General features: G+C 53.3%; 21 protein-coding genes and 3 tRNA genes. 16 read left to right on the top strand and 8 right to left on the bottom strand.

All coding sequences use genetic code 11. The annotated features are described in order from the left end of the window. Positions 1-125 precede the first annotated feature (125 nt). The 4 genes from yhcN (NYE92_RS12555) to argR form a co-directional block, all read right to left on the bottom strand. Positions 126-389 carry a peroxide/acid stress response protein YhcN gene (yhcN, locus tag NYE92_RS12555; RefSeq protein WP_013027419.1) on the bottom strand — a complete coding sequence of 88 codons (264 nt, stop codon included), beginning with the start codon at positions 387-389 and terminating at the stop codon, positions 126-128. 93 nt (positions 390-482) lie between these two features. Further along, positions 483-755: a YdgH/BhsA/McbA-like domain containing protein gene (locus NYE92_RS12550; protein ID WP_015699414.1), complete on the bottom strand. Its 273-nt coding sequence runs from the start codon at positions 753-755 to the stop codon at positions 483-485. A gap of 74 nt (positions 756-829) precedes the next feature. Next, positions 830-1,093: a peroxide/acid stress response protein YhcN gene (gene yhcN / locus NYE92_RS12545; RefSeq protein WP_013027417.1), complete on the bottom strand. Its 264-nt coding sequence runs from the start codon at positions 1,091-1,093 to the stop codon at positions 830-832. Positions 1,094-1,587: 494 nt separating this feature from the next. Continuing rightward, positions 1,588-2,058 carry a transcriptional regulator ArgR gene (gene argR / locus NYE92_RS12540; protein ID WP_013027416.1) on the bottom strand — a complete coding sequence of 157 codons (471 nt, stop codon included), beginning with the start codon at positions 2,056-2,058 and terminating at the stop codon, positions 1,588-1,590. 552 nt (positions 2,059-2,610) lie between these two features. Here argR and mdh point away from each other — a divergent pair. After that, complete coding sequence (gene mdh / locus NYE92_RS12535) at positions 2,611-3,549, top strand: malate dehydrogenase (protein ID WP_259019048.1); 939 nt, start codon at positions 2,611-2,613, stop codon at positions 3,547-3,549. Between the two features lie 47 nt (positions 3,550-3,596). Here mdh and mscM read toward each other — a convergent pair whose 3' ends face one another. The 3 genes from mscM to rsgA form a co-directional block, all read right to left on the bottom strand. Continuing rightward, complete coding sequence (mscM, locus tag NYE92_RS12530; protein WP_014594727.1) at positions 3,597-6,932, bottom strand: miniconductance mechanosensitive channel MscM; 3,336 nt, start codon at positions 6,930-6,932, stop codon at positions 3,597-3,599. Positions 6,933-6,937: 5 nt separating this feature from the next. Beyond that, the gene (gene asd / locus NYE92_RS12525) at positions 6,938-7,834 is read right to left on the bottom strand and encodes an archaetidylserine decarboxylase (protein WP_014604894.1); all 897 of its coding nucleotides are present in this window, start codon (positions 7,832-7,834) and stop codon (positions 6,938-6,940) included. A gap of 92 nt (positions 7,835-7,926) precedes the next feature. Further along, the gene (gene rsgA, locus NYE92_RS12520) at positions 7,927-8,976 is read right to left on the bottom strand and encodes a small ribosomal subunit biogenesis GTPase RsgA (RefSeq protein WP_013027412.1); all 1,050 of its coding nucleotides are present in this window, start codon (positions 8,974-8,976) and stop codon (positions 7,927-7,929) included. A 99-nt stretch (positions 8,977-9,075) separates the two neighbouring features. Here rsgA and orn point away from each other — a divergent pair, with 99 nt between their 5' ends. From orn to NYE92_RS12500, 4 genes are all read left to right on the top strand, one after another. Continuing rightward, positions 9,076-9,624 carry an oligoribonuclease gene (gene orn, locus NYE92_RS12515; RefSeq protein ID WP_072404454.1) on the top strand — a complete coding sequence of 183 codons (549 nt, stop codon included), beginning with the start codon at positions 9,076-9,078 and terminating at the stop codon, positions 9,622-9,624. 153 nt (positions 9,625-9,777) lie between these two features. Next, positions 9,778-9,853 (top strand) — tRNA-Gly (locus tag NYE92_RS12510). 25 nt (positions 9,854-9,878) lie between these two features. Beyond that, positions 9,879-9,954: transfer RNA gene (locus NYE92_RS12505), tRNA-Gly, on the top strand. Positions 9,955-9,980: 26 nt separating this feature from the next. Beyond that, positions 9,981-10,056: transfer RNA gene (locus tag NYE92_RS12500), tRNA-Gly, on the top strand. 339 nt (positions 10,057-10,395) lie between these two features. On the opposite strand, the gene queG is transcribed toward NYE92_RS12500, so the two are convergent. Further along, the gene (gene queG / locus NYE92_RS12495; protein WP_259019047.1) at positions 10,396-11,535 is read right to left on the bottom strand and encodes a tRNA epoxyqueuosine(34) reductase QueG; all 1,140 of its coding nucleotides are present in this window, start codon (positions 11,533-11,535) and stop codon (positions 10,396-10,398) included. Here queG and nnr point away from each other — a divergent pair. The 11 genes from nnr (at position 11,534) to NYE92_RS12440 (ending at position 23,934) form a co-directional block, all read left to right on the top strand. After that, positions 11,534-13,054: a bifunctional ADP-dependent NAD(P)H-hydrate dehydratase/NAD(P)H-hydrate epimerase gene (gene nnr / locus NYE92_RS12490; RefSeq protein ID WP_259019046.1), complete on the top strand. Its 1,521-nt coding sequence runs from the start codon at positions 11,534-11,536 to the stop codon at positions 13,052-13,054. The genes queG and nnr overlap by 2 nt on opposite strands. Next, on the top strand, positions 13,051-13,527 hold the full coding sequence (gene tsaE / locus NYE92_RS12485; RefSeq protein WP_013027408.1) for a tRNA (adenosine(37)-N6)-threonylcarbamoyltransferase complex ATPase subunit type 1 TsaE: 477 nt from the start codon (positions 13,051-13,053) through the stop codon (positions 13,525-13,527). Before nnr ends, tsaE begins: the two co-directional genes overlap by 4 nt. Further along, positions 13,524-15,200, top strand: a complete 1,677-nt coding sequence (gene amiB / locus NYE92_RS12480; protein ID WP_013027407.1) for an N-acetylmuramoyl-L-alanine amidase AmiB — start codon at positions 13,524-13,526, stop codon at positions 15,198-15,200. Before tsaE ends, amiB begins: the two co-directional genes overlap by 4 nt. A 49-nt stretch (positions 15,201-15,249) precedes the next feature. After that, on the top strand, positions 15,250-17,088 hold the full coding sequence (gene mutL / locus NYE92_RS12475) for a DNA mismatch repair endonuclease MutL (RefSeq protein WP_014594725.1): 1,839 nt from the start codon (positions 15,250-15,252) through the stop codon (positions 17,086-17,088). Then, a complete protein-coding gene (gene miaA, locus NYE92_RS12470) occupies positions 17,081-18,031 on the top strand; it encodes a tRNA (adenosine(37)-N6)-dimethylallyltransferase MiaA (RefSeq protein WP_047715072.1) in 951 nt (316 codons plus the stop codon). The genes mutL and miaA overlap by 8 nt, the downstream gene beginning before the upstream one ends. Before the next feature lie 104 nt (positions 18,032-18,135). Then, positions 18,136-18,450, top strand: a complete 315-nt coding sequence (hfq, locus tag NYE92_RS12465; RefSeq protein WP_013027404.1) for an RNA chaperone Hfq — start codon at positions 18,136-18,138, stop codon at positions 18,448-18,450. Between the two features lie 75 nt (positions 18,451-18,525). Further along, positions 18,526-19,806, top strand: a complete 1,281-nt coding sequence (gene hflX / locus NYE92_RS12460; RefSeq protein ID WP_015699419.1) for a ribosome rescue GTPase HflX — start codon at positions 18,526-18,528, stop codon at positions 19,804-19,806. Positions 19,807-19,972: 166 nt separating this feature from the next. Next, positions 19,973-21,205, top strand: coding sequence for an FtsH protease activity modulator HflK (hflK, locus tag NYE92_RS12455; protein WP_013027402.1), 1,233 nt, complete (start codon positions 19,973-19,975; stop codon positions 21,203-21,205). Positions 21,206-21,208: 3 nt separating this feature from the next. Further along, on the top strand, positions 21,209-22,213 hold the full coding sequence (gene hflC / locus NYE92_RS12450; protein WP_013027401.1) for a protease modulator HflC: 1,005 nt from the start codon (positions 21,209-21,211) through the stop codon (positions 22,211-22,213). Between the two features lie 55 nt (positions 22,214-22,268). Next, the gene (locus NYE92_RS12445) at positions 22,269-22,469 is read left to right on the top strand and encodes a DUF2065 domain-containing protein (protein WP_013027400.1); all 201 of its coding nucleotides are present in this window, start codon (positions 22,269-22,271) and stop codon (positions 22,467-22,469) included. Between the two features lie 166 nt (positions 22,470-22,635). Next, positions 22,636-23,934, top strand: coding sequence for an adenylosuccinate synthase (locus tag NYE92_RS12440; protein ID WP_014604898.1), 1,299 nt, complete (start codon positions 22,636-22,638; stop codon positions 23,932-23,934). Positions 23,935-24,121 lie beyond the last annotated feature (187 nt).

Genomic DNA, 24,121 nt, shown 5'->3' with positions numbered 1-24,121 from the left:
ATTAACATTGGCGGATGAAGGCTGCCTTTGCTTACCCCCTGTCACAGTTCACTCACCGCGCGTTTCAGGCAAAAAAAAGCCCCGGCGAGCGGGGCTAAAGGGTTCGTCATACGTCAGACGAGGAACTATTTATACAGCTGCGCGGTGATGTGGTAGCTGTCACCGGTATTAGCCTCAATAATTTTATAGGCACTTGCGCCTTGTTCATCCGCTTTCTGGGACAGCTGGGCGCGATAGTCGATAGGTGAACCCGCAACGCCACTGATGCTTACGGTTCCTGCAGGTTGCAGATTCTGCGTTTGATCGGCCGTGACGAGCTGCGCTGCTGAAGCGCCAAAAGCGATCACGGAGAGCAGACTCATCGTTGCGATGGTTGATTTGATGTTCATGATTTATTCCTCATAGCAATCAACAACCTGCGGAATGGCATACATAGAGCGGGTCATCGATTTTGTCAGGGCGGCAACATTGCCGCAGATGAATTATTTATACAGTTCGGCGGTGACGTGGAAGGTATCGTCACGGTTGTTCTCAATCACGCGGTAATGGCCTGCACCTTGTGCATCCGCTTTCTCAGACAGTACCTGGCGGATGTTGGTCTGGTCGCCATTGATACCGCTTACGCTAATTGTTTGGTTTAGCGGCTGCAGATTCATGTCTTGCGCCTGCTGATTTGTGACCATGCTAGCGGCATTGGCACCAAAAGAGAGCAGTGAGGCCACGCCCAGCGCGGCAATCGTTAATTGGATTTTCATCATTCATTCTCCGGTAAGGATGTTTAACCAGCGGTCGCATTGGGACCGCTGGTTACCTGTCAGGTCCTGCGAGTTTATTTGTACAGCTCAGCCGTCGCGTGGTAGTTGCCGTCGTTATAGGCCTCAATAACACGGAAAGCTTTCGCGCCTTGTTGATCGGCTTTATCGCTCAGTTGCTGTCTGATATCGGATGGCGCGCCGGCCACACCGCTCACGCTTACCGTGCCAACAGGCTGCAGATTTTGTGCTTGTGAAGCAGAAATATAATCTGCTGCAGAAGCGCCGAATGACAGGGCAGATAAAATGCTCAAGGCAGCGATGGTAGATTTAGTTTTCATAAAAGATGTCCTCGTCCTGGTTGTTCTTCTTTTTTATTAGTGTGATTCACATCACGAAACTAAGTATAGGACTAATAACGGCAGAAATTAATACCTGCCTAATAATGTTTTGTTGATGCAATTTAACCATTTGGGATTTTTTAATAACTAAAAGTTATTAAAAATGGCTAAAATGCCACTACAGATGGGTAATTACGCATAAAAACAGTAAGATACGTTACTTTAACTTTTAGTGCGAAAAATCATGGTTGATCTGGCTGCTTATCTGTTTTGGTCTGGGTGATGACGCCAGTATTTGAATGTAAAGCAGTGTAAAATAGCGCGTAATGTTAAAGGTGGCAAAGGGTATGACCAATATTTTATGCGCTGAAAACGACGCGGCTAAAGAGTAATGCCTTGAAAAGTAACGTATCGGCTGAAAGAGAGCTGACAGAAGGAAGAGGGGGATAACGGGCAGAATAAACCGGCGATGTGCTGCCGGTTAGCGGGAACGACTATAGCTCTTGTTCAAACAGGACGAGGATAGCATCGTGAAGTTGTTTGACGGTAAAGGCGCGTGCCGGCGTGATAAAAATGGTGTCATCACCCGCAATCGTCCCCAGAATCCCCTCAGATTTACCCAGAGAATCCAGCAGGCGAGCGATCAGCTGCGCTGCGCCAGGGCTGGTATGGATCACGACCAGCGCATCATTGTAGTCAATATCCAGAACCAGATTCTTCAATGGACTGGTTGTTGTCGGCACGCCCAGCTCGGCAGGCAAACAGTACACCATCTCCATTTTGGCATTGCGGGTCCGCACCGCGCCAAACTTTGTCAGCATCCGGGAAACTTTGGACTGGTTGATGTTCTCAAAGCCGTCTTCCTGAAGCGCCTGAACAATTTCGCCCTGAGAACTGAATTTTTCTTCTTTTAATAAAGCCTTGAAGGCTTTGATCAGATCGTCTTGTTTCGATGGGTTTCGCATAATTTACCAGTAAATGTAAGAAAAACCGCGGAACAGACCGCAGCAAAGTCATTATTATGCATATAAATGAATTTTTATGCAATTGGTTGTTAATTGAACGGGGCGGTATCCATGGCGGGCGGCGATAATAGCAAAGAATTTACTCAGACCAAAACCCAGCTCACAGCCTGGAAAGGCAAAGGTTGCAAAGCTGTTATATTATTGATGAGGTAAGAAAATAAAAATTTACACTGCCGTTCTCTGTCTGCCGACGTCAAGGTTGTCGATTTCAGGTGATACCGGCCAACTCCCGCGCAACAGTTGGAGAGAAATCCCGTCACCGTCGTCGGCGCTTACCTGAGGTAGCCCTGACACGGCAAACAGGTTAGCTCGTTGTCTGCAACGCAGGATGAGGACGATATAGCGATGATAAGTAAGTTTTAAAATCCCGAGACTGCGGGCATTAGCGCGTAAAATAGTCTCGGATACCCGTCATCACCTGAGCAGTTGATTAAGGTCTGACACAGATGGAATTTCGGCTCTTCTCTGCCCCACCTTAATAAGGAGTTATGAATGAAAGTTGCCGTACTCGGTGCCGCTGGTGGCATAGGCCAGGCGCTAGCACTTCTACTCAAAACCCAGCTTCCCGCAGGTTCAGAACTTTCTCTCTACGACATCGCGCCCGTCACGCCTGGCGTCGCGGTCGATCTCAGCCACATTCCTACCGCAGTTAACATTAAGGGTTTTAGTGGGGAAGATGCCACCCCGGCTTTAAAAGGTGCGGATGTCGTGCTCATCTCTGCTGGGGTAGCGCGTAAGCCTGGTATGGATCGGGCCGATTTGTTTAACGTCAATGCCGGCATCGTGCGTAATTTGATTGAGCAGGTTGCTACGACAGCGCCGAAAGCGTTAATTGGGGTGATCACCAATCCGGTTAACACGACGGTGGCGATTGCGGCCGAGGTCCTGAAGAAACACGGTGTTTATGACAAGAATCGACTGTTTGGCGTGACAACGCTGGACATTATTCGCGCCAATACCTTTGTCGCTGAGCTGAAAGGCAAACAGCCTGGCGAGGTGAACGTGCCCGTGGTGGGGGGACACTCAGGCGTCACTATTCTGCCATTACTGTCCCAGGTTGCGGGCGTCAGCTTTAGCGATCAGGAAGTGGCTGACCTCACCAAACGTATTCAAAACGCCGGTACAGAAGTGGTGGAAGCGAAGGCTGGTGGGGGGTCAGCAACGTTATCCATGGGGCAGGCCGCCGCCCGTTTCGGTTTATCGCTGGTACGTGCCTTAAACGGCGAAGCGAACGTTGTGGAGTGTGCCTACGTGGAAGGCGATGGCGAGCATGCCCGCTTCTTCTCTCAGCCCCTGCTGTTAGGTAAAAACGGCGTGGCGGAGCGTAAGCCTGTTGGTGCCCTTAGCCCGTTTGAACAGCAGGCGCTGGATGGCATGCTGGAAACACTGAAAAAAGATATCGCGCAGGGCGAAGCTTTTGTGAAGCAATAACCCCCGCAGCCCGAACAGGAAAACGCCCGGTCAAACCGGGCGTTTTTTTATAACCCGCCTGATTTAAAAGTCCGCGTCGTCGACGCACCATTTCCGGCAGGCGTTTTTCTGCTTAAGGTTTCTACCCGCATCTGGAAGGGTGGGAAAGGCATTTCGATACCATGTTCTGCAAAGCCGTGCAGAATAAGCTGATGCAGTTCATGGCGAAGCGGCATGCGATGGCCCATTTCAGCGGCGTGTACGCGTAGCTCAAACAACTGTATTCCCTGCTGCAGGTCAACCAGAAACACTTCCGGCGGCGGTGTATCCAGAACGTAGCTACAACGTTCTGCAGCCAGCTTCAGCAACGTGGTGACCTCCTCGCTGCTTACCTGTGCGGGAGCGGGTATGGTCAGCACGACGCGCGTGACGGAGTCCGACAGCGACCAGTTAACAAACTGTTCTGTAATAAAGGCCTTATTAGGCACGATGATCTCTTTGCGATCCCAGTCTGTAATTGTCGTGGCGCGGGTATTGATGCGCGTAATGCTGCCGGTCAGATCGCGAATAGTAACGGTATCGCCAATACGAATGGGTTTTTCAAACAAAATGATCAGGCCGGAGATAAAGTTCGCAAAAATCTCCTGCAGACCAAATCCCAACCCAACGCCCAGGCCGGTCACCAGCCATTGCAGCTTGGACCATTCAATTCCAATCAATGAGAAGCCGAGCAAGCCACCAATTAGCAGCAGCAAATACTTGGTCAGCGTGGTAATGGCATAGCCAGTGCCTGGCGACAAATCAAGATGCTGCAGCAGGGCCAGCTCAAGCAGGGCCGGCATATTGCGCACCAGCTGCGTCGTAATCACGAACACCAGAATGGCGATCAGAACGGCGCCCAGCGTAATGGGTTGAATACTCTCCACGCCCTGAACGGAGGTGTTGACATCCCATAAACGAATATTCTCAAGGAAACCAAACGCAGAGTGGATTTCCGACCACAGGACAATGACTGACACCAGCGCAATCAGCGTCAGGATTGACCTGACCAGGCGCAGTGACTGAGCACTGATGGCGTCCAAATCAATCACGGGCTCTTCTATTTCAATAACGTCAGTATTTTGCGCCTGATCTTTTTCTTCTTCGTTGCGCGCGCGATTGGCCAGCATATCGGCCCGGCGCTGGCGTGCGCGATCGAACCCCAGCCTGCGTCGTTGAATCAGCATCCAGCGGCGAATGATATGGTAAATAACCAGCAGGAAAAACCAGATTGCCACCGAGGTTTCCAGACGTGCCAGCAGCGCCTGCGCTGTTTCAAGGTAACCAATCATGGAGGCCAGCGCGGCCAGCAATGGAATGGCGATCATAATATTCCACAGCAGGCGGTTAATCATGTTTTCGCCGTTGCCCTCTTTATCAAGATAAAGAGGGATCCCTGCACGTTTTAGACTTACCGTAACAAGACTCAGGGCGCCACAGATCAAAATAAAACACAGTCGGCCCAGGGTGGCAGAGAACAGACGATCGTCAAGGTTATCAAAGGTGATCAGCAGCATAATCAGCGGCACGATCAGGCCAATACTCAACGAGTAGTAACGCATGGCACGCGCAACGCGTACCTGCGGCCAGCGGAAATGCACAATGAACAAACCGTTGGCGCGGGCAAACTGGGCGCTGACCATGAATATCCACAGCAGAGGCAGCGTCGCCGTAATGCCATCGCCGATAGCAACGGCTACCGGATACGGCCAGGCGTTTTGCAGCCCGTATCCCAGGGTTGCCCAAAGCACAGGAAGCGGAAGCGCGACCAGAATTGACCAGAAAACAGTGCGGATGGTCAGGCGGAAGCGATCCTGGGTGACCTTACCAACCTTACTGGCTGAGCGTTCCAAAAAAGCGTTGAAGTGACGACGTGTACTCAGGCTAAAACCGACCAGCAACACGGCACCCAAAATGGGCAGGACGGTGCTGCGGCTGGTAAACATCATTGCCAGAGCTTTGCCAAGCTGCCCAAGCGTATCCAGCGTAAGCAGGTGCGACAGGCCTTTAGCCACGTCCAGAGGATAGCTCAATGAAATGGGGCTGACATCTGCTGTCCAGAACAGATAGCGGTGCGTGGCGTCTTTGACTTCGGTTAACGCATCCTGAAGCTGCGTATTGGCGACCTTGAGTTTAGTGATTTCCAGAATCAGCGTATCGCAGCCGGATATCAGGGAGTTCAGCAATTCTCGCTGCGTTTTTAACTGTGCATCCAGAATGCGCTTTTGGTCGCTGGTAAAAGGCTGCCCGTCCGCCTGATGTGCTTTGCGAAGCGCATTCTGTCGTTCCAGAAGATCTTCATAATGCAGGCGCTGAACGCGCAGCTGTGCCATTTCATTATCGATTTGCTGAGATTTCGGCATATCGGGTAAACGCGCCACCTGTGCCCGAAGCGCATCGCCGAGCAGGTTAGAGGCACCCAGCCACTGGGATTGTTCCCGCAACGTTGCCAGCGCCTGACGGACCTGAATAATTTGATTGGTGGCGAGGCGCTGTTGCGATGCCACCAGATCCATGCGCTGTGCCTGCTGATTCAGCGCACCGGACAAATCGCGGTTAACCCGAAACTGCTCACTGATCTCGGGCGGTAAATCACCACTGTTTTCCGCCAGCTGTTCCGTACGCGCCAGCGCCGTTTCGGCCTCGCGCTGACGTTGTTCATTCAGTTGATTACGTAAAGCCTGCAGATAATTATCAAGCTGGGTCACTTTGCGCTGATGCACCTCGGCGCGCATGCGAGCCAGCTCCTGGCGATTGTTGGCCGACAACTGCGCCAGCTCATACTCATCGACTTTGGCTTTATTGGCGGCATTTTCTGCCTGGCGAGCCACCAGTTGGGCCTGACCGACTGGAGTGGCAGCGCTGCCGGCACTCTGTAAGCGCCGTTCGCTCTCGGTCAGTGCCCGGCGCGCTTCCGTTTGCTGCTGTGGCAACTGCGACAGGGAATCACTGATCTCTCTGGCACGGTCCTGCTCCTGCTGGGCCTGGCGTCCTTCTTCAATCAGCTGACTGCTGATTTGCAGAATCTCTTGTTCCAGCTCTGCGCTGGTCATCGTGCTGCGCACGGTTTTAGCGTTGTCGTTAAGCGTGGCGATTTGCTGCCTTAACTCGCGGGCAAGGCGCGGAAAATCGTCAATAACCTGTTGATACTGTTGTGCGCGTTCGAGGGCATCATCGCGTTCAGAGAGCGAGGCCAGTGCGGCTTCCAGTGACTGAATTTGTTCAGTTTGCGAGGGGGCATTTTTAGTGGCTTTGACCTCTTCCAGCTGCTGTTTGAGCTGGCTGGCATCAGGCAGGCTGGCGGCTAGCGTAGAAGAGCTGAGCCAGAGGCTCAGCAGCAGACAAAAGATCGAACGCACGAACATAGGTTCTACTCGACAGCGTCAGGCGCGGTAGTCGTCAGTGGAAGGGCGAGCGCTAAAGGTTGGCCCAGTCGAACCTTACTTTCCGCCTCAAGGCTTTCCGCCAGCTTGATTCGGCCAGGCGCGAACAGGTTGATTACCGTAGAACCCAGTTTAAAGCGGCCCATTTCCTGACCTTTGAGTAATACCACGGCACCGTCATGATCGGCGGCCGGGTAATGCCAGCGTTTAATAATGCCTTCGCGCGGCGGTGTGACGGTGCCTGCCCAAACGGTTTCAATGCTGCCGACAATCGTTGCGCCCACCAGGATCTGCACCATCGGACCCATATCGGTTTCAAAGTAACAAATTACGCGCTCGTTACGGGCAAAGAGGTTAGGGATGTTACGTGCGGTCAGCGGATTAACGGAGTAAAGATCGCCCGGTACATAGATCATCTCACGCAGGATGCCGTTACAAGGCATGTGGACGCGGTGATAATCACGCGGTGCCAGGTAAGTGGTCGCAAATTCCCCCTCACGAAACTGTGCCGCCATATGCTCATTACCGGCGAGCAGGGCGTCGATCGTGTAGTAATGGCCTTTCGCCTGGAAAATCTGATCGCCTTCAATATGGCCAAGCTGGCTGATCGCGCCGTCAGCAGGCAGAACGATCAGGCTGGCATCGGGATCGATTGGGCGTGCATCGTCCTTTAACGGACGAACAAAGAAATCGTTAAAGGTGCGGTAGCTGGCGGTATCCGGTTTCCGTGCTTCAGCCATATCGACTTTGTAAAACCAGACAAAAATATCAATGACCAGCTTCGTCAGCCAGCCGCCGCGACGGCTGGCTCCCCAACCCGCAAGTTCAGTCAGCCATTTTTTTGGAAGAATGTGATTCAAGCCGAGTTTAAAACGATCAAACACCCTAGCCTCCTGGCTATCTTTCATAACATTGACAAAAAGGGAGCGGATTGTAACAGCGCCCCAGTCAGATGGCGAATACGCCGTTACGGGCCTTAATCTTCACTCTCGGCGAAGTTTTTCCGGGTTTTCATTTGCGCCATGCTTTCAAGAATACGGTGGTAGTTATAGAAGCGTGATTGATCGATTTTGCCGTTTTCAACGGCTTCACGAATCGCACAGCCCGGATCGGTGTCATGCTTACAGTCACGAAACTTACAATCGCCTAAGAACGCACGGAATTCGACAAATCCACGCGTGATTTGTTCCGGCTCAAGATGCCACAAACCAAACTCACGGACACCCGGAGAATCAATCACATCCCCGCCCTCGGGGAAATGATAAAGCCGGGATGCGGTCGTGGTATGTTGGCCCAGTCCGGAAACATCGGAAACATCATTGGTCAGAATGGCGGTGTCCTGCTGTTGATCGAAGCCAAGCAGGGCGTTCAGCAGGCTGGACTTACCTACGCCGGACTGCCCGGCAAAGATACTTATCCGGTCAGTTAAGGCTGCCTGCAGTGCATTCAAACCCTCTTTCACATGGCTGGAAACCATCAATACCCGATAACCGATCTTGCGGTAAATCTCCATCTGCTCGTCAACAAACGCACGTGCGTTGTCATCCAGCAGATCGATTTTGTTCAGCACCAGTAGGGGCTCAATATCCAGTGTTTCGCTGGCGACCAGATAACGGTCGATAATATTCAGTGACAGCTCTGGCAGAATCGCGGACACGATAATAATTTGATCGATGTTTGCGGCGATGGGTTTGACGCCATCGTAGAAATCGGGGCGCGTCAGCACGCTGGTGCGTTCGTGCACCGCTTCAACAATACCTTTACCGCCGTTTAGCGCGGGACGCCATACCACCCGATCGCCGGTGACCAGCGAACGAATCGTGCGACGTATATTGCAACGGTGGGTAAGGCCAGCACTGTCCTCGACATCGGCATGCATGCCAAATCGGCTGACCACCACGCCCTCTGCGTCCTGACCAAACAAATTATCGTCCGCTTCCGGGCGCGTTTTGCGCTGGTTCAAACGACGATCGTGGTTAGCGCTTACGCGACGTTGTTGACCTTTAGACAGTTTATTTTTACTCACTCACCCTCACCGTTTAGCTGGATTTCGCCCTGAGGGGCAAAACGTCTATGATACACCTTATTCATGATGAATGACGACTCAGCAACCACAGGTAACAGCATGGCCACTGGAAAAGAAAATAATCTAATTTGGATCGACCTTGAAATGACCGGACTCGATCCGGAACGCGATCGCATTATTGAGATCGCCACTATCGTGACCGATGCCGACCTCAATATCCTGGCTGAAGGGCCGGTGATGGCGGTTCATCAGTCAGATGCACAGCTCGCCTTAATGGACGAATGGAACGTTCGTACACATACCAATAGCGGTTTGGTGGAACGGGTAAAGGCCAGTAAGATTGACGATCGCGCTGCGGAAAAAGCGACTATCGAGTTCCTACAGCAGTGGGTGCCCGCAAATACCTCGCCCATCTGCGGCAACAGCATTGGGCAGGATCGCCGTTTCCTGTTCAAGTACATGCCAGAGCTGGAAGCCTATTTCCACTACCGCTATTTAGATGTCAGCACGCTCAAGGAACTGGCTCGTCGTTGGAAGCCAGACATTCTTCCAGGCTTCAAAAAGAGCGGCTCGCATCAGGCGTTAGACGATATTCGTGAGTCCGTTGCCGAACTGGCGTACTACCGCCAACACTTTTTGCAGCTTTAAACCGCAAAGGGTGCGCAGGAAATCGCCAGGTTGATGCAATAAGCAGCAAACGCATCAAAAGCGCAAATTTTTGCTGTAAGCATCTTGCAGCAGCAGCGATTTCTCGTATAATGCGCACCCCGTACCGGTGAAGAATTTATGACGGTACAAGGCGCGGGAATAGCTCAGTTGGTAGAGCACGACCTTGCCAAGGTCGGGGTCGCGAGTTCGAGTCTCGTTTCCCGCTCCAGATTAAGTTTAGCAGCACCCTCTATGCGGGAATAGCTCAGTTGGTAGAGCACGACCTTGCCAAGGTCGGGGTCGCGAGTTCGAGTCTCGTTTCCCGCTCCAAAATATGTTTAGCAGTGCCCTTCTATGCGGGAATAGCTCAGTTGGTAGAGCACGACCTTGCCAAGGTCGGGGTCGCGAGTTCGAGTCTCGTTTCCCGCTCCAGTTTTGTCACTTTCTTTGTCGCAGCCTGCCAGGCTGGATGATGATCTTTAGTACTACAGTCAGAGTTATCCACAGCAGGACAGATGACTGTTCATGCTTTTTTGCCGTTCTGTAAAACTCTTTTAAACAGAGTTATCCACAGATATAGGGATTAAGCCAAACGCTAGACTCATTTGCAAAATAACACAAATTTTATTTAACCTATTGATAGTTAATGAAATAATAATATTTCATTATGTTATTTGATTCTGTCACTTGTGTTATTACGATTGAATGACAAGGTGTTTTTATTTTTATTCACAGGATGTGGAAATCTGTTTCCTGTGCATCGTTGCGCAATCAGGCATCACGCGGCAATCCCTTCTCTATTACCCTGACGAGCCTTTTTTGCTGTGCTGGCTGTACGTCAATCTCTACGTGCTTTCGCTTATCCTGTTGCTGCGCAATGGCCCACTGAATATGTTCGTCCAGTAAATCACTTTCACCCAGCCGCTGTTCGAGTATGGGGAGGATCTCTGCGCTCCACGGGGCATTCCCCAGCGCCACCGCAATATTGCGTGACCAGCGCTGATAACCAATTCGGCGGATGGGAGAGCCTTCGGTAATACGCAGGAATTTCGCTTCATCCCACTGAAACAGTGCGGTTAACGCTGGCGCATGCAGCGCTGCGCGGGGTGAAAAATCTGCTTCGTCAGTCAGTTGCCCATAGCGGTTCCAGGGGCAGATGAGCTGGCAGTCGTCACAGCCATAAATGCGGTTCCCCATCAGGGGCCGCAGCGCTTCGGGAATGGCGCCTTCGAGCTCAATCGTCAGGTAGGAAATGCAGCGGCGGGCATCCACCGTGTAGGGCGCCACGATAGCGCCTGTCGGGCAAATCGTCATGCAGGCCACGCAGCGTCCACACTGCTCTTCCTGTGGAGAATCTATCGGCAGAGGCAGGTCGATCAGCAATTCCCCCAGGAAAAACCATGAGCCCGCCTCCCGGTTCAGGATCAACGAGTGTTTGCCGGTCCAGCCCAATCCGGCTTTCTCTGCCAGAGGGCGTTCAAGCAGTGGGGCAGAATCGACAAACGGACGAAACTGGCTTTCGCCACAGTGGGCCTGAATCATTTCTCCGAGCTTTTTCAGGCGATTGCGCAATACTTTGTGATAATCACGGCCCAGCGCATAGCGGCTGACATAACCTAACTGTGGGTTTTTCAGCGTACTGGCGAAAGCGGCTTTGGCAGGAAGATAATTCATGCGCACGCTGATCACCCGCAGCGTACCGGGTAACAGCTCACGGGGACGCGCACGCATCATTCCATGGCGGGCCATCCATTCCATCTCGCCATGGTACTGTTTGTCCAGCCATGCCTGCAGACGCGGTTCTTCAGCGCTGAGATCGGTGTCGGTAATACCGACCTGCTGAAAGCCGAGATCGCGTCCCCACTGTTTAATGTGTTGAGCGAGTTGATCAAGATCGAGAGGGTATGACATGACTAACCAGAATTCGAAGAGAAACGGCAGCAGTTTACCACACTCTGTCTGGCCTGCGCAGGCACTGGCACAACTTGAGCGTGAGGGTGCCGATGCACTGGGTATCTCGCTCTACGAGCTGATGTTAAGGGCAGGACAGGCCGCCTATGAGCATATAACTGTCCACTGGCCGGATGCAGAGCACTGGCTGGTGCTGTGCGGTCATGGCAATAACGGAGGCGATGGTTATGTGGTTGCCCGTCTGGCGCAGGCTGCAGGCAAACAGGTGACGCTTCTGGCCTGTGATAGCGATAAGCCGCTGCCCGACGAAGCAGAGGCCGCCAGAAACAGCTGGCTTGAAGCGGGTGGGGTGATCCATGCGCCCGACGTGGCCTGGCCTGAAAAGGTCGATATTATCGTCGATGCGTTACTGGGAACAGGCATCAGCCGGGCGCCCGCCGAACCTGTTTCCACCCTGATAACTCAGGTAAACGCACATGACGCGCCGGTCATGGCGATTGACCTCCCCACTGGTCTGTCTGCAGCGACAGGCAACACACCGGGAGAGGTTATCAATGCCACGCATACGTTGAGCGTTATTGCGCTGAAGCCCGGACAGCTTACCGGCAAGGCGCGGGACTGTATTGGGTCGCTTTACTTTGCCGACCTGGGACTGCAAAGCTTTCTGTCAGCGCAGTCGCCGCCTATGGTGCGCTACGATGCCCGTTTTTTATCCCACTGGCTGAAACCGCGTAAAGCAACGTCCCACAAAGGCGAACAGGGGCGTTTGTTGGTGATAGGCGGTGACAGCGGCACCGCCGGTGCCGTGCGGATGTCGGCAGAAGCCGCGCTACGAACGGGAAGTGGTTTGGTGCGAGTGCTTACTCACAAAGACAATATTATTCCTATCCTCACCGCGCGCCCGGAAATTATGGTGGATGTGCTCACGGACGCGGGACTGGCTGATGCGCTGGAATGGGCGGATGTCATCGCCATCGGTCCGGGGCTGGGACAGCGGGAATGGGGCAAAAAGGCGCTCGAAAAGGTTAAAAGTACTGAAAAGCCCATGCTTTGGGATGCAGATGCGCTTAACTTGCTGGCAATAAGCGCTGAGAAACGTCAGAATCGCATTATAACGCCGCATCCGGGTGAAGCTGCTCGTTTACTGGGTGTTAAGACCAGCGAAATTGAGAGTGACCGCTTACAAGCCGCACGAGAGCTGGCGAAACGTTATGGTGGCGTTGCCGTATTAAAAGGTGCGGGCACGATTATCGCCAGTGAAAACGGGCAAATGGCGTTTGCCGATGTGGGTAATGCCGGGATGGCATCGGGCGGTATGGGTGATGTGCTCACCGGTATTATTGCCTCGTTAATGGGACAAAAATTGGCGCTGTTTGATGCTGCCTGTGCAGGTTGTGTTGCTCACGGTGCTGCCGCTGATACGTTGGCTGAGCAGCGGGGCACGCGCGGCATGCTGGCATCAGACTTATTTGATCTGCTGTGGCAGTTTGTTAATCCAGAGATGAATCAAGAAGCATGAAGAGCTGTGTTATATCTTTGCCCAATGAGGCGGCAACACTCGAACTGGGTGCTCAACTGGCGCAGGCCTGTGGCAATGCGGCGGTGATCTATCTTTATGGCGACCTCGGCGCAGGAAAGACCACCTTCAGCCGCGGTTTCTTGCAGGCATCCGGTCATCCGGGCAATGTGAAAAGCCCTACCTACACCCTCGTCGAGCCTTATGTTCTTGAAGGGCGTTCCGTTTATCATTTCGATCTCTACCGCCTTGCCGATCCGGAAGAGCTGGAGTTTATGGGCATTCGTGACTACTTCACGAACGACGCGGTTTGTCTGGTTGAGTGGCCCCAGCAGGGCGCCGGTATTTTGCCCCCGCCGGACGTGGCGTTGACGCTCCGTTATGTCGATGAAGCGCGGCAAGCCGAGCTGGTTGCGCACTCCGCTCAGGGGCAGCGCTGGGTTGATCAGATCGAACAAGGCAGGGCCCGGGCATGATGACATGGATGAAAATGCTCGTTGTGGCAGGATTGCTACTGATTACCGGCCCCCTGTTTGCCGCTAACCTGTCTGATATTCAGGTATCGAATGGCGGAAATCAGGCCACGGTTACGCTGAGTTTTTCCGGCCAGCCGGTTTATGCCTACTTTCCGCTACACAATCCCGACCGTGTGGTGCTGGATATTCGTCAAAGCGGCGTCATCAAAGGCTTACCCCTGACGTTTAGCGGCGATAACATCGTTAAACGCATTCGTACCAGTACCCCAAAAGATAAACAAAGCATACGTCTGGTCTTTGAGCTGACGCAGTCTGGAAAAACCCGCGCCGTTACGCAACGCAACGGCAGTCAGTACAGCGTGGTCTTTACCATACAGGGTAAACATCCGGCCGTTACGCGCAGCGCGCCCGTGGTTGCAGCCGAGCCTGCGCCGACACGAGCACGGGAAACCGCAGCCAGTAATCCGTTCAATGCTAACCCGGTGACCACGGTCACCAACACCAACAGCACGGTCCGTCCCGGTGGGGTTGCCAGCCGAAACGACACGGTTATTGTAGCCATTGATGCCGGACACGGAGGCCAGGATCCCGGGGCGATAGGCCAGCACGGACTTAAAGAGAAAAACGTCACCATCGCCATTGCGCGTAAACTGAAAGTGTTGTTAAACGACGATCCCATGTTCAAAGGGGTTCTGACGCGTGACGGCGACTATTTTATCTCTGTAATGGGCCGTTCAGACGTTGCGCGCAAAGCGAATGCTAACGTGCTGGTGTCAATTCACGCCGATGCGGCACCCAGCCATGCGGCAACCGGAGCCTCTGTTTGGGTATTGTCTAACCGCCGCGCGAACAGTGAGATGGCAAACTGGCTGGAGCAGAAAGAGAAACAATCTGAGCTCTTAGGCGGAGCAGGCGATCTGCTGGCGAACAGTCAGGCCGATCCCTATCTGAGTCAGGCCGTGCTGGATTTGCAGTTTGGTCACTCGCAGCGCGTCGGGTATGACATCGCGACGAAGGTGATTCAGCAGCTGCGTGGCGTCACGTCTTTACACAAGCGTTTACCTGAGCATGCCAGTCTTGGCGTGTTACGTTCGCCGGATATTCCTTCCCTGTTGGTGGAAACCGGTTTTATTAGTAATGCCTCGGAGGAGCGACTGCTCGGCAGTAGCGCACACCAGGATAAGATTGCTCAGTCGATATATAAAGGACTGCGCGCTTATTTCCTGGCGCACCCGCTACAATCGGTCCCAAAGGAGGAAAACCGGCCGCTGGCTACGTCGCCAGCGGTCAGCGTAGTCAGTAATCCGGCGACCGGAGAGACGCAGTATACGGGCGCCATTCAGCGGCATACTGTAACGCGCGGCGAAACGCTCTCAGGAATCGCGGCAAAATATGGCGTGAGCATGGCAACACTGCGGCAGATGAACACCCTGAAGCGCGATGTTGTCTGGGTGGGGCAGCGGCTGAAAGTTCCGGCCAGTGCGGTGGCCAGCCGTACCGCACCGGCTTCCTCAGGGGCGCATCGCCCGGTGCGGCATAAAGTGGTGCGGGGAGACTCGCTGAGCAGTATCGCCGCGCATTATGGCGTCAGCCCTAAATCGATTCTCCAGGCGAATAACCTGAAATCCACCAACGTGATGTTGGGTCAGAACCTGAAAATCCCTGCATCCTGATTGTTAGCCCGGCCGCCGTGCCGGGTTGTCAGCCACAAGGATATCCAGCATGCCAATACAAATTTTGCCGCCGCAACTCGCAAACCAAATTGCGGCGGGAGAAGTGGTTGAGCGTCCTGCATCGGTCGTCAAAGAGCTGGTGGAAAACAGCCTTGATGCCGGGGCGACGCGCATTGATGTGGAAATTGAAAAGGGTGGCGCAAAACTGATTCGCATCCGCGATAACGGCTGCGGTATAGCGAAAAATGAGCTGGCAATGGCGCTGGCTCGGCATGCCACGAGTAAAATTGCTTCGCTGGACGATCTTGAGGCCATTATGAGCCTGGGCTTTCGCGGTGAAGCCCTGGCCAGTATCAGCTCAGTGTCTCGTCTGACCCTGACATCGCGCACGGCCGAGCAAAACGAAGCCTGGCAGGCGTATGCTGAAGGGCGCGATATGGACGTTACTGTTAAGCCCGCCGCCCATCCTTGTGGATCGACGCTGGAAGTGCTTGACCTGTTTTACAACACGCCAGCCCGGCGCAAATTCATGCGCACTGAAAAAACTGAATTCGGGCATATTGATGAAGTGATCCGGCGCATCGCGCTGGCGCGCTTTGACGTGGCTATCTCATTAAGCCATAACGGCAAACTGATGCGTCAGTACCGGGCCGTCAATGATGACGGGCAACGTGAGCGTCGGCTGGGTGCCATATGCGGGACGACCTTCATGCAGCATGCGCTACGCATAGACTGGCAACATGATGACCTTGTATTGCGCGGCTGGGTTGCCGATCCGTCCGGCTCCCGTCAGGTGAGTGATATTCAGTATTGCTATGTTAATGGCCGCATGATGCGTGACAAGCTGATCAATCATGCTATACGTCAGGCGTTTCAGAGCCAGCTACAGGATGATCAGCACCCCGCTTACGTCTTGTATTTAGAGATAGATCCGCATCAGGTCGATGTAAATGTGCATCCGGCAAAACACGAAGTGCGTTTTCATCAGTCACGTCTGGTGCATGACTTCATCTATCAGGGCGTCATGAGCGTGCTGCAGGAAAGCGCCTCCCCGGTTCTGCCAACGTTACAGGCTGAAGAACCCACTCCGCGTTGGCAGCAGGAGAACCGCCAGGCGGCAGGCGGCAATCATTTCAGCCAGCCGGCTGTCACAGGTGACGCGGCCAGGCCATCGGTTGCACCCGCCTGGCAAAATAAAGACGCCGGATACAGCCAACGCGAAGGCCGGGTTTACCAGCAGCTTCTTAAAACGCCGGCGAGTTCGCCGGCAACCAAAAGTGCCGAGCCTGCGGCACGAGAGCCGGTCAGTGCCGTGCCACCTCTGGCGGCTCACGCCCACAGTTTTGGCCGCGTGTTAACCGTGCTTGAAGGCCAGTATGCTCTGCTTGAGCAGGGCCAGCGGTTACTGCTAATGGCTCTGCCTGTGGCAACCCGCTGGTTAAAGCAGGCACAGTTAGAACCTACCGAAGGTGGGCTGAAATCACAGCCGCTTTTGATCCCGGTGCGGTTAAAAATCGCCTCGGCGGAGCGCAAGGCGGCCCAGGAAAATCTCAGCCTGCTCAACCTGATGGGCATTGATTTACACCCTGAGGGTGACCACATTATCCTGCGTGCGGTGCCTTTACCGTTACGAACACAAAATTTACAAATCTTGATTCCTGAACTGTTAGGCTATCTCGCCCGGCAGCAAGAGAACTCTGCTACGCAACTGGCCCAGTGGCTGGCGCGACGTGAAGATGCAGAGCCTCAACACTGGAATCACTCCCAGGCGATTACCTTGCTGGCTGAGCTCGAAAGGCTTTGTCCGCAGTTACTGAAATCGCCACCTTCTGGCTTAGTACAAGCCATTGAGATTGAGAGCGCGGTCAACGCGTTGAAGCATGAGTGAACTGAACCAGGCTGGCCGGCCAAAGGCAATATTTTTGATGGGGCCTACAGCGTCAGGCAAAACCGCATTAGCGATCGAATTGCGCAAGCACTTACCTGTAGAGCTTATCAGCGTAGATTCGGCTCTGATTTATCGTCAGATGGATGTCGGTACGGCAAAACCCTCTGCAGAAGAGCAGGCGCAGGCGCCCCATCGTTTGCTGGACATTCGCGATCCTGCCGAAGCCTATTCGGCGGCAGAGTTCCGGCGGGATGCGTTAGCAGAAATGGCGGATATCGTTCAGCATGGACGAATTCCGTTGCTTGTTGGTGGAACTATGCTCTACTTCAAGGCGTTACTTGAAGGATTGTCGCCGCTGCCCTCGGCCGATCCGGAGGTTCGTCAAAAAATAGAGCAAATGGCGAATGAAAGAGGCTGGGAAGCTTTACATCGTCAACTTTGCGAAATTGATCCGGTCGCAGGCAGTCGTATTCATCCGAATGATCCGCAGAGACTTTCGCGAGCACTGGAAGTTTTTTTTATTTCGGGTAAAACTTTAACGGAACTGACAAAAATTTCTGGTGAAGCGTTACCCTACGATGTGCATCAGTTTGCTATCGCCCCCGCGAACCGCGAACTGTTGCATCAACGCATCGCACTGCGTTTTGATCAGATGTTGGCGTCAGGATTTGAAGCGGAGTCTCGGGCCCTGTTTGCACGAGGTGATTTGCATACGGATATGCCTTCCATTCGTTGTGTTGGCTATCGCCAGATGTGGTCGTATTTGGCTGGCGAGATCGATTACGACGAAATGGTTTATCGGGGAGTTTGCGCAACCCGGCAACTCGCTAAACGCCAGATGACCTGGTTACGTGGTTGGGAAAATATTCACTGGCTAGACAGTGATGAACCTCACTCAGCGCGTGATACAGTACTGAAGGTTGTTAGTGCGAAGCATGGGTGATTGTGTACAATTGGCAAGTTACGTGCGCAAATTTTTACGCAGTTTTTTTCAGAACCACTGTGTTCTACAAGCAACAAACAACAAGCATATAAGGAAAAGATAGAATGGCTAAGGGGCAATCATTACAAGACCCGTTTCTGAACGCACTGCGTCGTGAACGTGTTCCGGTTTCGATTTATTTGGTTAACGGTATTAAGCTGCAAGGTCAGATCGAATCCTTTGATCAGTTCGTGATCTTGTTGAAAAACACGGTAAGTCAGATGGTTTATAAGCACGCCATTTCTACCGTCGTGCCTTCACGCCCGGTTTCTCACCATAGCAACAATACCGGCGGTGGCAGCAGCAACAATTACCATCATGGCGGCAGCAGCACTTCTGCGCAGTCGCAGCCACAACAAGACGGTGATAACGCAGAGTAAGGCGGCACCGTTTAACCAGGATCGGAAAGCGTCAGGTTTTCCATCCTGGTCTTTTTATATAAGCGAGGTTATAGCTTGTTTGACCGTTATGATGCCGGTGAGCAGGCCGTACTGGTACACATCTGGTTCTCCCAAGACAAAGAGCTGGAAGATTTACAGGAATTCGAAACCCTGGTGTCTTCTGCTGGCGTTGAAGCACTGCAGGTTGTAACCGGCAGTCGTAAAGCGCCACACCCAAAGTATTTTGTCGGTGAAGGAAAGGCCGTTGAAATTGCCGATGCGGTAAAAACAAGTGGAGCATCGGTCGTTCTTTTCGATCATGCTTTAACGCCCGCTCAGGAACGTAATCTTGAGCGCCTGTGCGAGTGCCGTGTTATCGACCGCACTGGCTTGATTCTTGATATTTTTGCCCAACGCGCACGTACCCACGAAGGTAAATTGCAGGTTGAGCTGGCGCAGTTGCGTCACCTTGCAACACGTCTGGTACGTGGCTGGACGCACCTTGAACGCCAGAAGGGCGGGATTGGCCTGCGTGGTCCGGGTGAAACCCAGTTAGAAACTGACCGCCGTTTACTTCGCGGGCGCATTAGCCAGATTTTGTCGCGTCTTGAACGTGTTGAAAAACAGCGCGAGCAGGGCCGCCAGGCGCGTGCCAAAGCGGACGTCCCGACTGTTTCACTGGTGGGCTACACCAACGCCGGTAAATCTACTCTCTTTAACGCCATTACGTCTGCCAATGTCTATGCCGCGGACCAGCTGTTTGCGACGCTGGACCCCACGCTGCGTCGGCTAAACGTCGCTGATGTGGGCGAAGTGGTGTTGGCCGATACCGTTGGCTTCATTCGCCACCTGCCGCACGATCTGGTTGCCGCCTTCAAAGCTACCCTGCAAGAGACGCGTCAGGCCACGCTGCTGATGCACGTGATCGATGCCGCCGATGTCCGGGTTAATGAAAATATCGGCGCGGTTAATGAGGTGTTGGAGGAAATCGACGCTGATGAAATCCCCGCGTTACTGATCATGAATAAGATCGACATGCTGGACGGTTTTGAGCCGCGCATCGACCGTGATGAAGAAAATATGCCGGTCCGCGTGTGGCTCTCTGCACAGTCCGGCGTCGGCATTCCTTTATTGTGGCAGGCGCTTTCCGAGCGGTTGTCCGGTGAAATTGCGCAGTATGATTTACGTCTGCCGCCGGAGGCGGGTCGCTTACGCAGCCGCTTCTATCAGTTGCAGGCGATTGAAAAAGAGTGGAACGAAGAAGACGGCTGTGTAGGGTTGCATGTGCGTATGCCCGTGATTGACTGGCGCCGCTTGTGCAAGCAGGAGCCGTCGCTGACCAGTTATATTGTTTGATATTGCCAAATCGAACTTACTCTGAGGATTTTATGTTGTCGTGCGGCGTTGGGGGTTTGCTCTCTGACAGTGACTTTGCAAAGGGTCAGGGCAATGAGCGTAGCCAGCGTTGCGACAATACGGAATACAACGGGTAAGCCGCTAAAACTATAAATGGAGTAATGACATGGCGTGGAATCAGCCCGGAAATAACGGACAGGACCGCGACCCGTGGGGAAGCAGCAATAATCAAGGCGGCAACTCTGGGGGAAATAAGGGAGGTAAGGAATCTGGGCCTCCTGATCTGGATGATATCTTCCGTAAACTGAGCAAAAAGCTCGGCGGATTCGGTGGTGGCAAAAAAGGTGATAACGGTCAGCGCAGTTCCGGTGGTAGTGGCAAAATCTTTGGTATCGTCGCCGTAGCCGCCGTCGTCATCTGGGCCGCGAGCGGATTTTACACGATAAAAGAAGCCGAGCGGGGCGTAGTCACTCGCTTTGGTAAGTTCAGCCACCTGGTGGAGCCGGGCCTGAACTGGAAACCGACCTTTATCGATCAGGTGCGTGCGGTCAACGTCGAAGCCGTTCGCGAACTGGCGGCATCAGGTGTGATGCTGACCTCTGATGAAAACGTCGTGCGCGTTGAAATGAACGTACAGTATCGCGTTACCGATCCTGAGCGCTATTTATTCGCGGTGACCAGCGCCGACGACAGCCTGCGTCAGGCAACCGACAGCGCCCTGCGTGGCGTCATTGGTCGCTCTACCATGGATCGTATTCTGACCGAAGGTCGTACGGTCGTGCGCAGCGAAACCCAGCGTGAAATCGACGAAACCATTCGTCCTTACAATATGGGCATTACGGTTCTCGACGTGAACTTCCAGGCGGCACGTCCCCCAGAAGAAGTGAAGTCGGCGTTTGACGATGCGATTGCCGCACGTGAAAACCGTGAGCAGTACGTACGTGAAGCCGAAGCCTATGCCAACGAAGTGCAGCCGCGTGCTAACGGTCGTGCACAGCGTGTGCTGGAAGAAGCGCGTGCCTATAAAGAGCGTACGGTTCTGGAAGCACAGGGTGAAGTCGCGCGTTTTGCCAAGCTGTTGCCTGAGTACAAAGCCGCGCCGGAAATCACCAAAGAGCGTCTGTATATCGAGACCATGGAACGCGTGCTGAGCCATACACGTAAAGTGCTGGTGAACGATCGCGGTAACAATCTGATGGTCCTGCCTCTCGATCAACTGATGCGTGGCGGCGAGTCTTCATCCGCGAAGAGTGGACAAAAAAGCAGCTCAACATTGCCCTCGCTTTCCGATCGCAGTGCCAGCCGCAATGACACGTCGTCATACAGTCCAGACAGCATCATGGATCAGCGTCGAGCCAATGCTCTGCGCAACGATACCCAGCGCGAAGGGAGAGAGTAATCAATGCGTAAGCCAGTAATTGTACTAATCATTATCGCGTTGGTGGCCTTTTATGCGTCGCTGTTCGTGGTTCAGGAAGGCGAGCGCGGTATCGTTCTGCGCTTTGGTAAAGTGTTACGCGATAGCGAAAACAAACCGCAGGTGTTTGCGCCGGGTCTTCATTTTAAAATTCCGTTTATCGAAACGGTTAAGATGCTGGATGCACGTATCCAGACCATGGACAACCAGGCCGATCGCTTTGTAACCAAAGAGAAGAAAGACCTGATCGTGGACTCTTACATCAAGTGGCGCATCAGCGATTTCAGTCGTTACTACCTGGCGACCGGTGGCGGGGATGTTTCTCAGGCTGAAGTCCTGCTGAAACGTAAATTCAGTGACCGTTTACGTTCAGAGATGGGACGTCTTGACGTTAAAGACATCGTGACCGATTCACGAGGCCGTTTAACCACCGACGTGCGCGATGCATTGAACACCGGTACAGCGGGCGGTGACGACGAAGTTGCCACGCCTGCTGCGGATGATGCTATCGCCAGTGCAGCCGCGCGAGTTGAGCGTGAAACCAACAGCAGCGAACCTGCGCCTAATCCAAACAGTATGGCGGCGTTAGGGATTCAGGTTGTAGATGTGCGCATCAAACAGATCAACCTGCCGACGGAAGTGTCGGATGCGATCTTCAACCGTATGCGCGCAGAACGTGAAGCCGTTGCACGTAGTCAGCGTTCGCAGGGTCAGGAAGAGGCCGAAAAACTGCGCGCCCAGGCCGATTACCAGGTCACCCGTACGCTGGCAGAAGCACAGCGTGAGGCATTGATTACCCGCGGTGATGGTGATGCAGAAGCGGCGAAACTGTTTGCCAACGCATTCAGCCAGGATCCGGATTTCTATGCCTTTATCCGCAGCCTGCGCGCGTATGAAAACAGCTTCAATGAAAATCAGGACGTCATGGTGCTGAGCCCGGATAGCGACTTCTTCCGCTATATGAAGGCGCCTTCTAACGCCACGCGTTAAGAACTGATATAACTAACAGGCCGACAATGTTGTCGGCCTTTTTTTTGGATGCAGTATGAACGTGAATATCTGGATGGCACTGGCGTTGGTTCTGGTGCTGGAAGGCCTGGGGCCAATGTTTATGCCACGTCTGTGGCGACGTGTGATTTTGAGCATGACACAATTGCCCGATCGCCTGTTACATCGATTTGGCGGGGGATTGGTGGTGGCAGGAATGGTGATTTACTGTATGTTGCGGCTGCATGGCGAACTCTAATGCGTTCAGCCTCGCCGTCTGAATGGTATCTCAGCCTCGATTTTACCCCTGGATGTTGTAGTGATCAAAACTCAGGCAAAAAAGCGCGCAATCGTATGCTAAAAGTGCTGAAAACCGAAAAATCAGATGGTAGAATCCTTTTTTAAGCAATCGGTGATTTTGAGAAATGGGTAAGAACGTCGTCGTACTGGGCACCCAATGGGGTGACGAAGGTAAAGGTAAGATTGTAGACCTTCTGACTGAGCGCGCTAATTACGTTGTGCGTTATCAAGGCGGCCACAATGCGGGCCATACACTTGTCATCAACGGTGAAAAAACCGTCCTCCACTTAATCCCTTCTGGCATTCTGCGTGACAACGTTACCAGCATCATTGGTAATGGCGTGGTGCTTTCTCCTGAAGCTCTGATGAAAGAGATGAAAGGCCTGGAAGAGCGTGGAATTCCGGTACGCGAACGTCTGCTGATTTCTGAAGCCTGCCCGTTGATCCTGCAATACCATGTGGCAATGGATATGGCGCGCGAGAAAGCGCGTGGTGCAAAAGCCATTGGTACCACAGGTCGCGGTATCGGTCCTGCTTATGAAGACAAAGTAGCCCGCCGTGCACTGCGCGTCAGCGACCTGTTTAACAAAGAAACCTTTGCAGCCAAGCTGAAAGAAGTGATCGACCTGTATAACTTCCAGCTGGTGCATTACTACAAAGAAGAAGCCGTTGACTACGACAAAGTGCTGAGCGATGTGATGGCGGTTGCCGACATCCTCACCAGCATGGTTGTTGACGTTTCTGAACTGTTAGACGTTGCGCGTAAGCGTGGCGATCTGATCATGTTCGAAGGTGCCCAGGGCACGCTGCTGGATATTGACCACGGTACTTACCCCTATGTGACCTCCTCAAATACCACGGCCGGTGGCGTGGCGACGGGGTCAGGTATTGGTCCACGCTTTGTGGATTACGTCCTGGGTATCGTTAAAGCTTACTCAACGCGTGTCGGTGCAGGCCCGTTCCCGACCGAGTTATTCGACGAAACCGGTGAGTTCCTGTGCAAGCAGGGCAATGAGTTTGGCGCCACAACAGGCCGTCGCCGCCGTACTGGCTGGCTGGATGCGGTCGCTGTACGTCGTGCCGTGCAGATTAACTCGCTCTCCGGTTTCTGCATGACCAAGCTGGACGTGCTGGATGGTCTGAAAGAAGTGAAAATTTGTGTGGCTTACCGCATGCCTGATGGCAGCGAAGTCACCACCACGCCGCTGGCAGCGGAAAACTGGGAAGGCATTGAGCCGATCTACGAAACCCTGCCGGGCTGGAGCGAGACAACCTTTGGCGTGAAAACGCTGGAAGGCCTGCCCCAGGCCGCGCGTAACTACATTAAACGTGTAGAAGAAGTGACCGGTGTGCCAATTGATATTATTTCAACGGGTCCAGACCGTAGCGAGACGATGATTCTGCGTGATCCCTTCAACGCATAATCATCCTGTGGCCGGACATTGTCCGGCCTTTGTTTTTATGTAATTTGATGCCACTAAACGCCCCTTCGCTTGTCAAACCCTTCACTGGCTGAAAAAAATACACGGTCGTCAACAGTCTGGTTTATCATCGTAACTCAATACGAAAGAGCCAGTTCAACATTGAAATAAAGAGCAGGACGGGCGAGCA

This window comes from Pantoea sp. B566, assembly GCF_024793925.1.
GTDB lineage: Bacteria > Pseudomonadota > Gammaproteobacteria > Enterobacterales > Enterobacteriaceae > Pantoea > Pantoea ananatis.
This window is presented reverse-complemented; position numbering and strand designations above follow the sequence as displayed.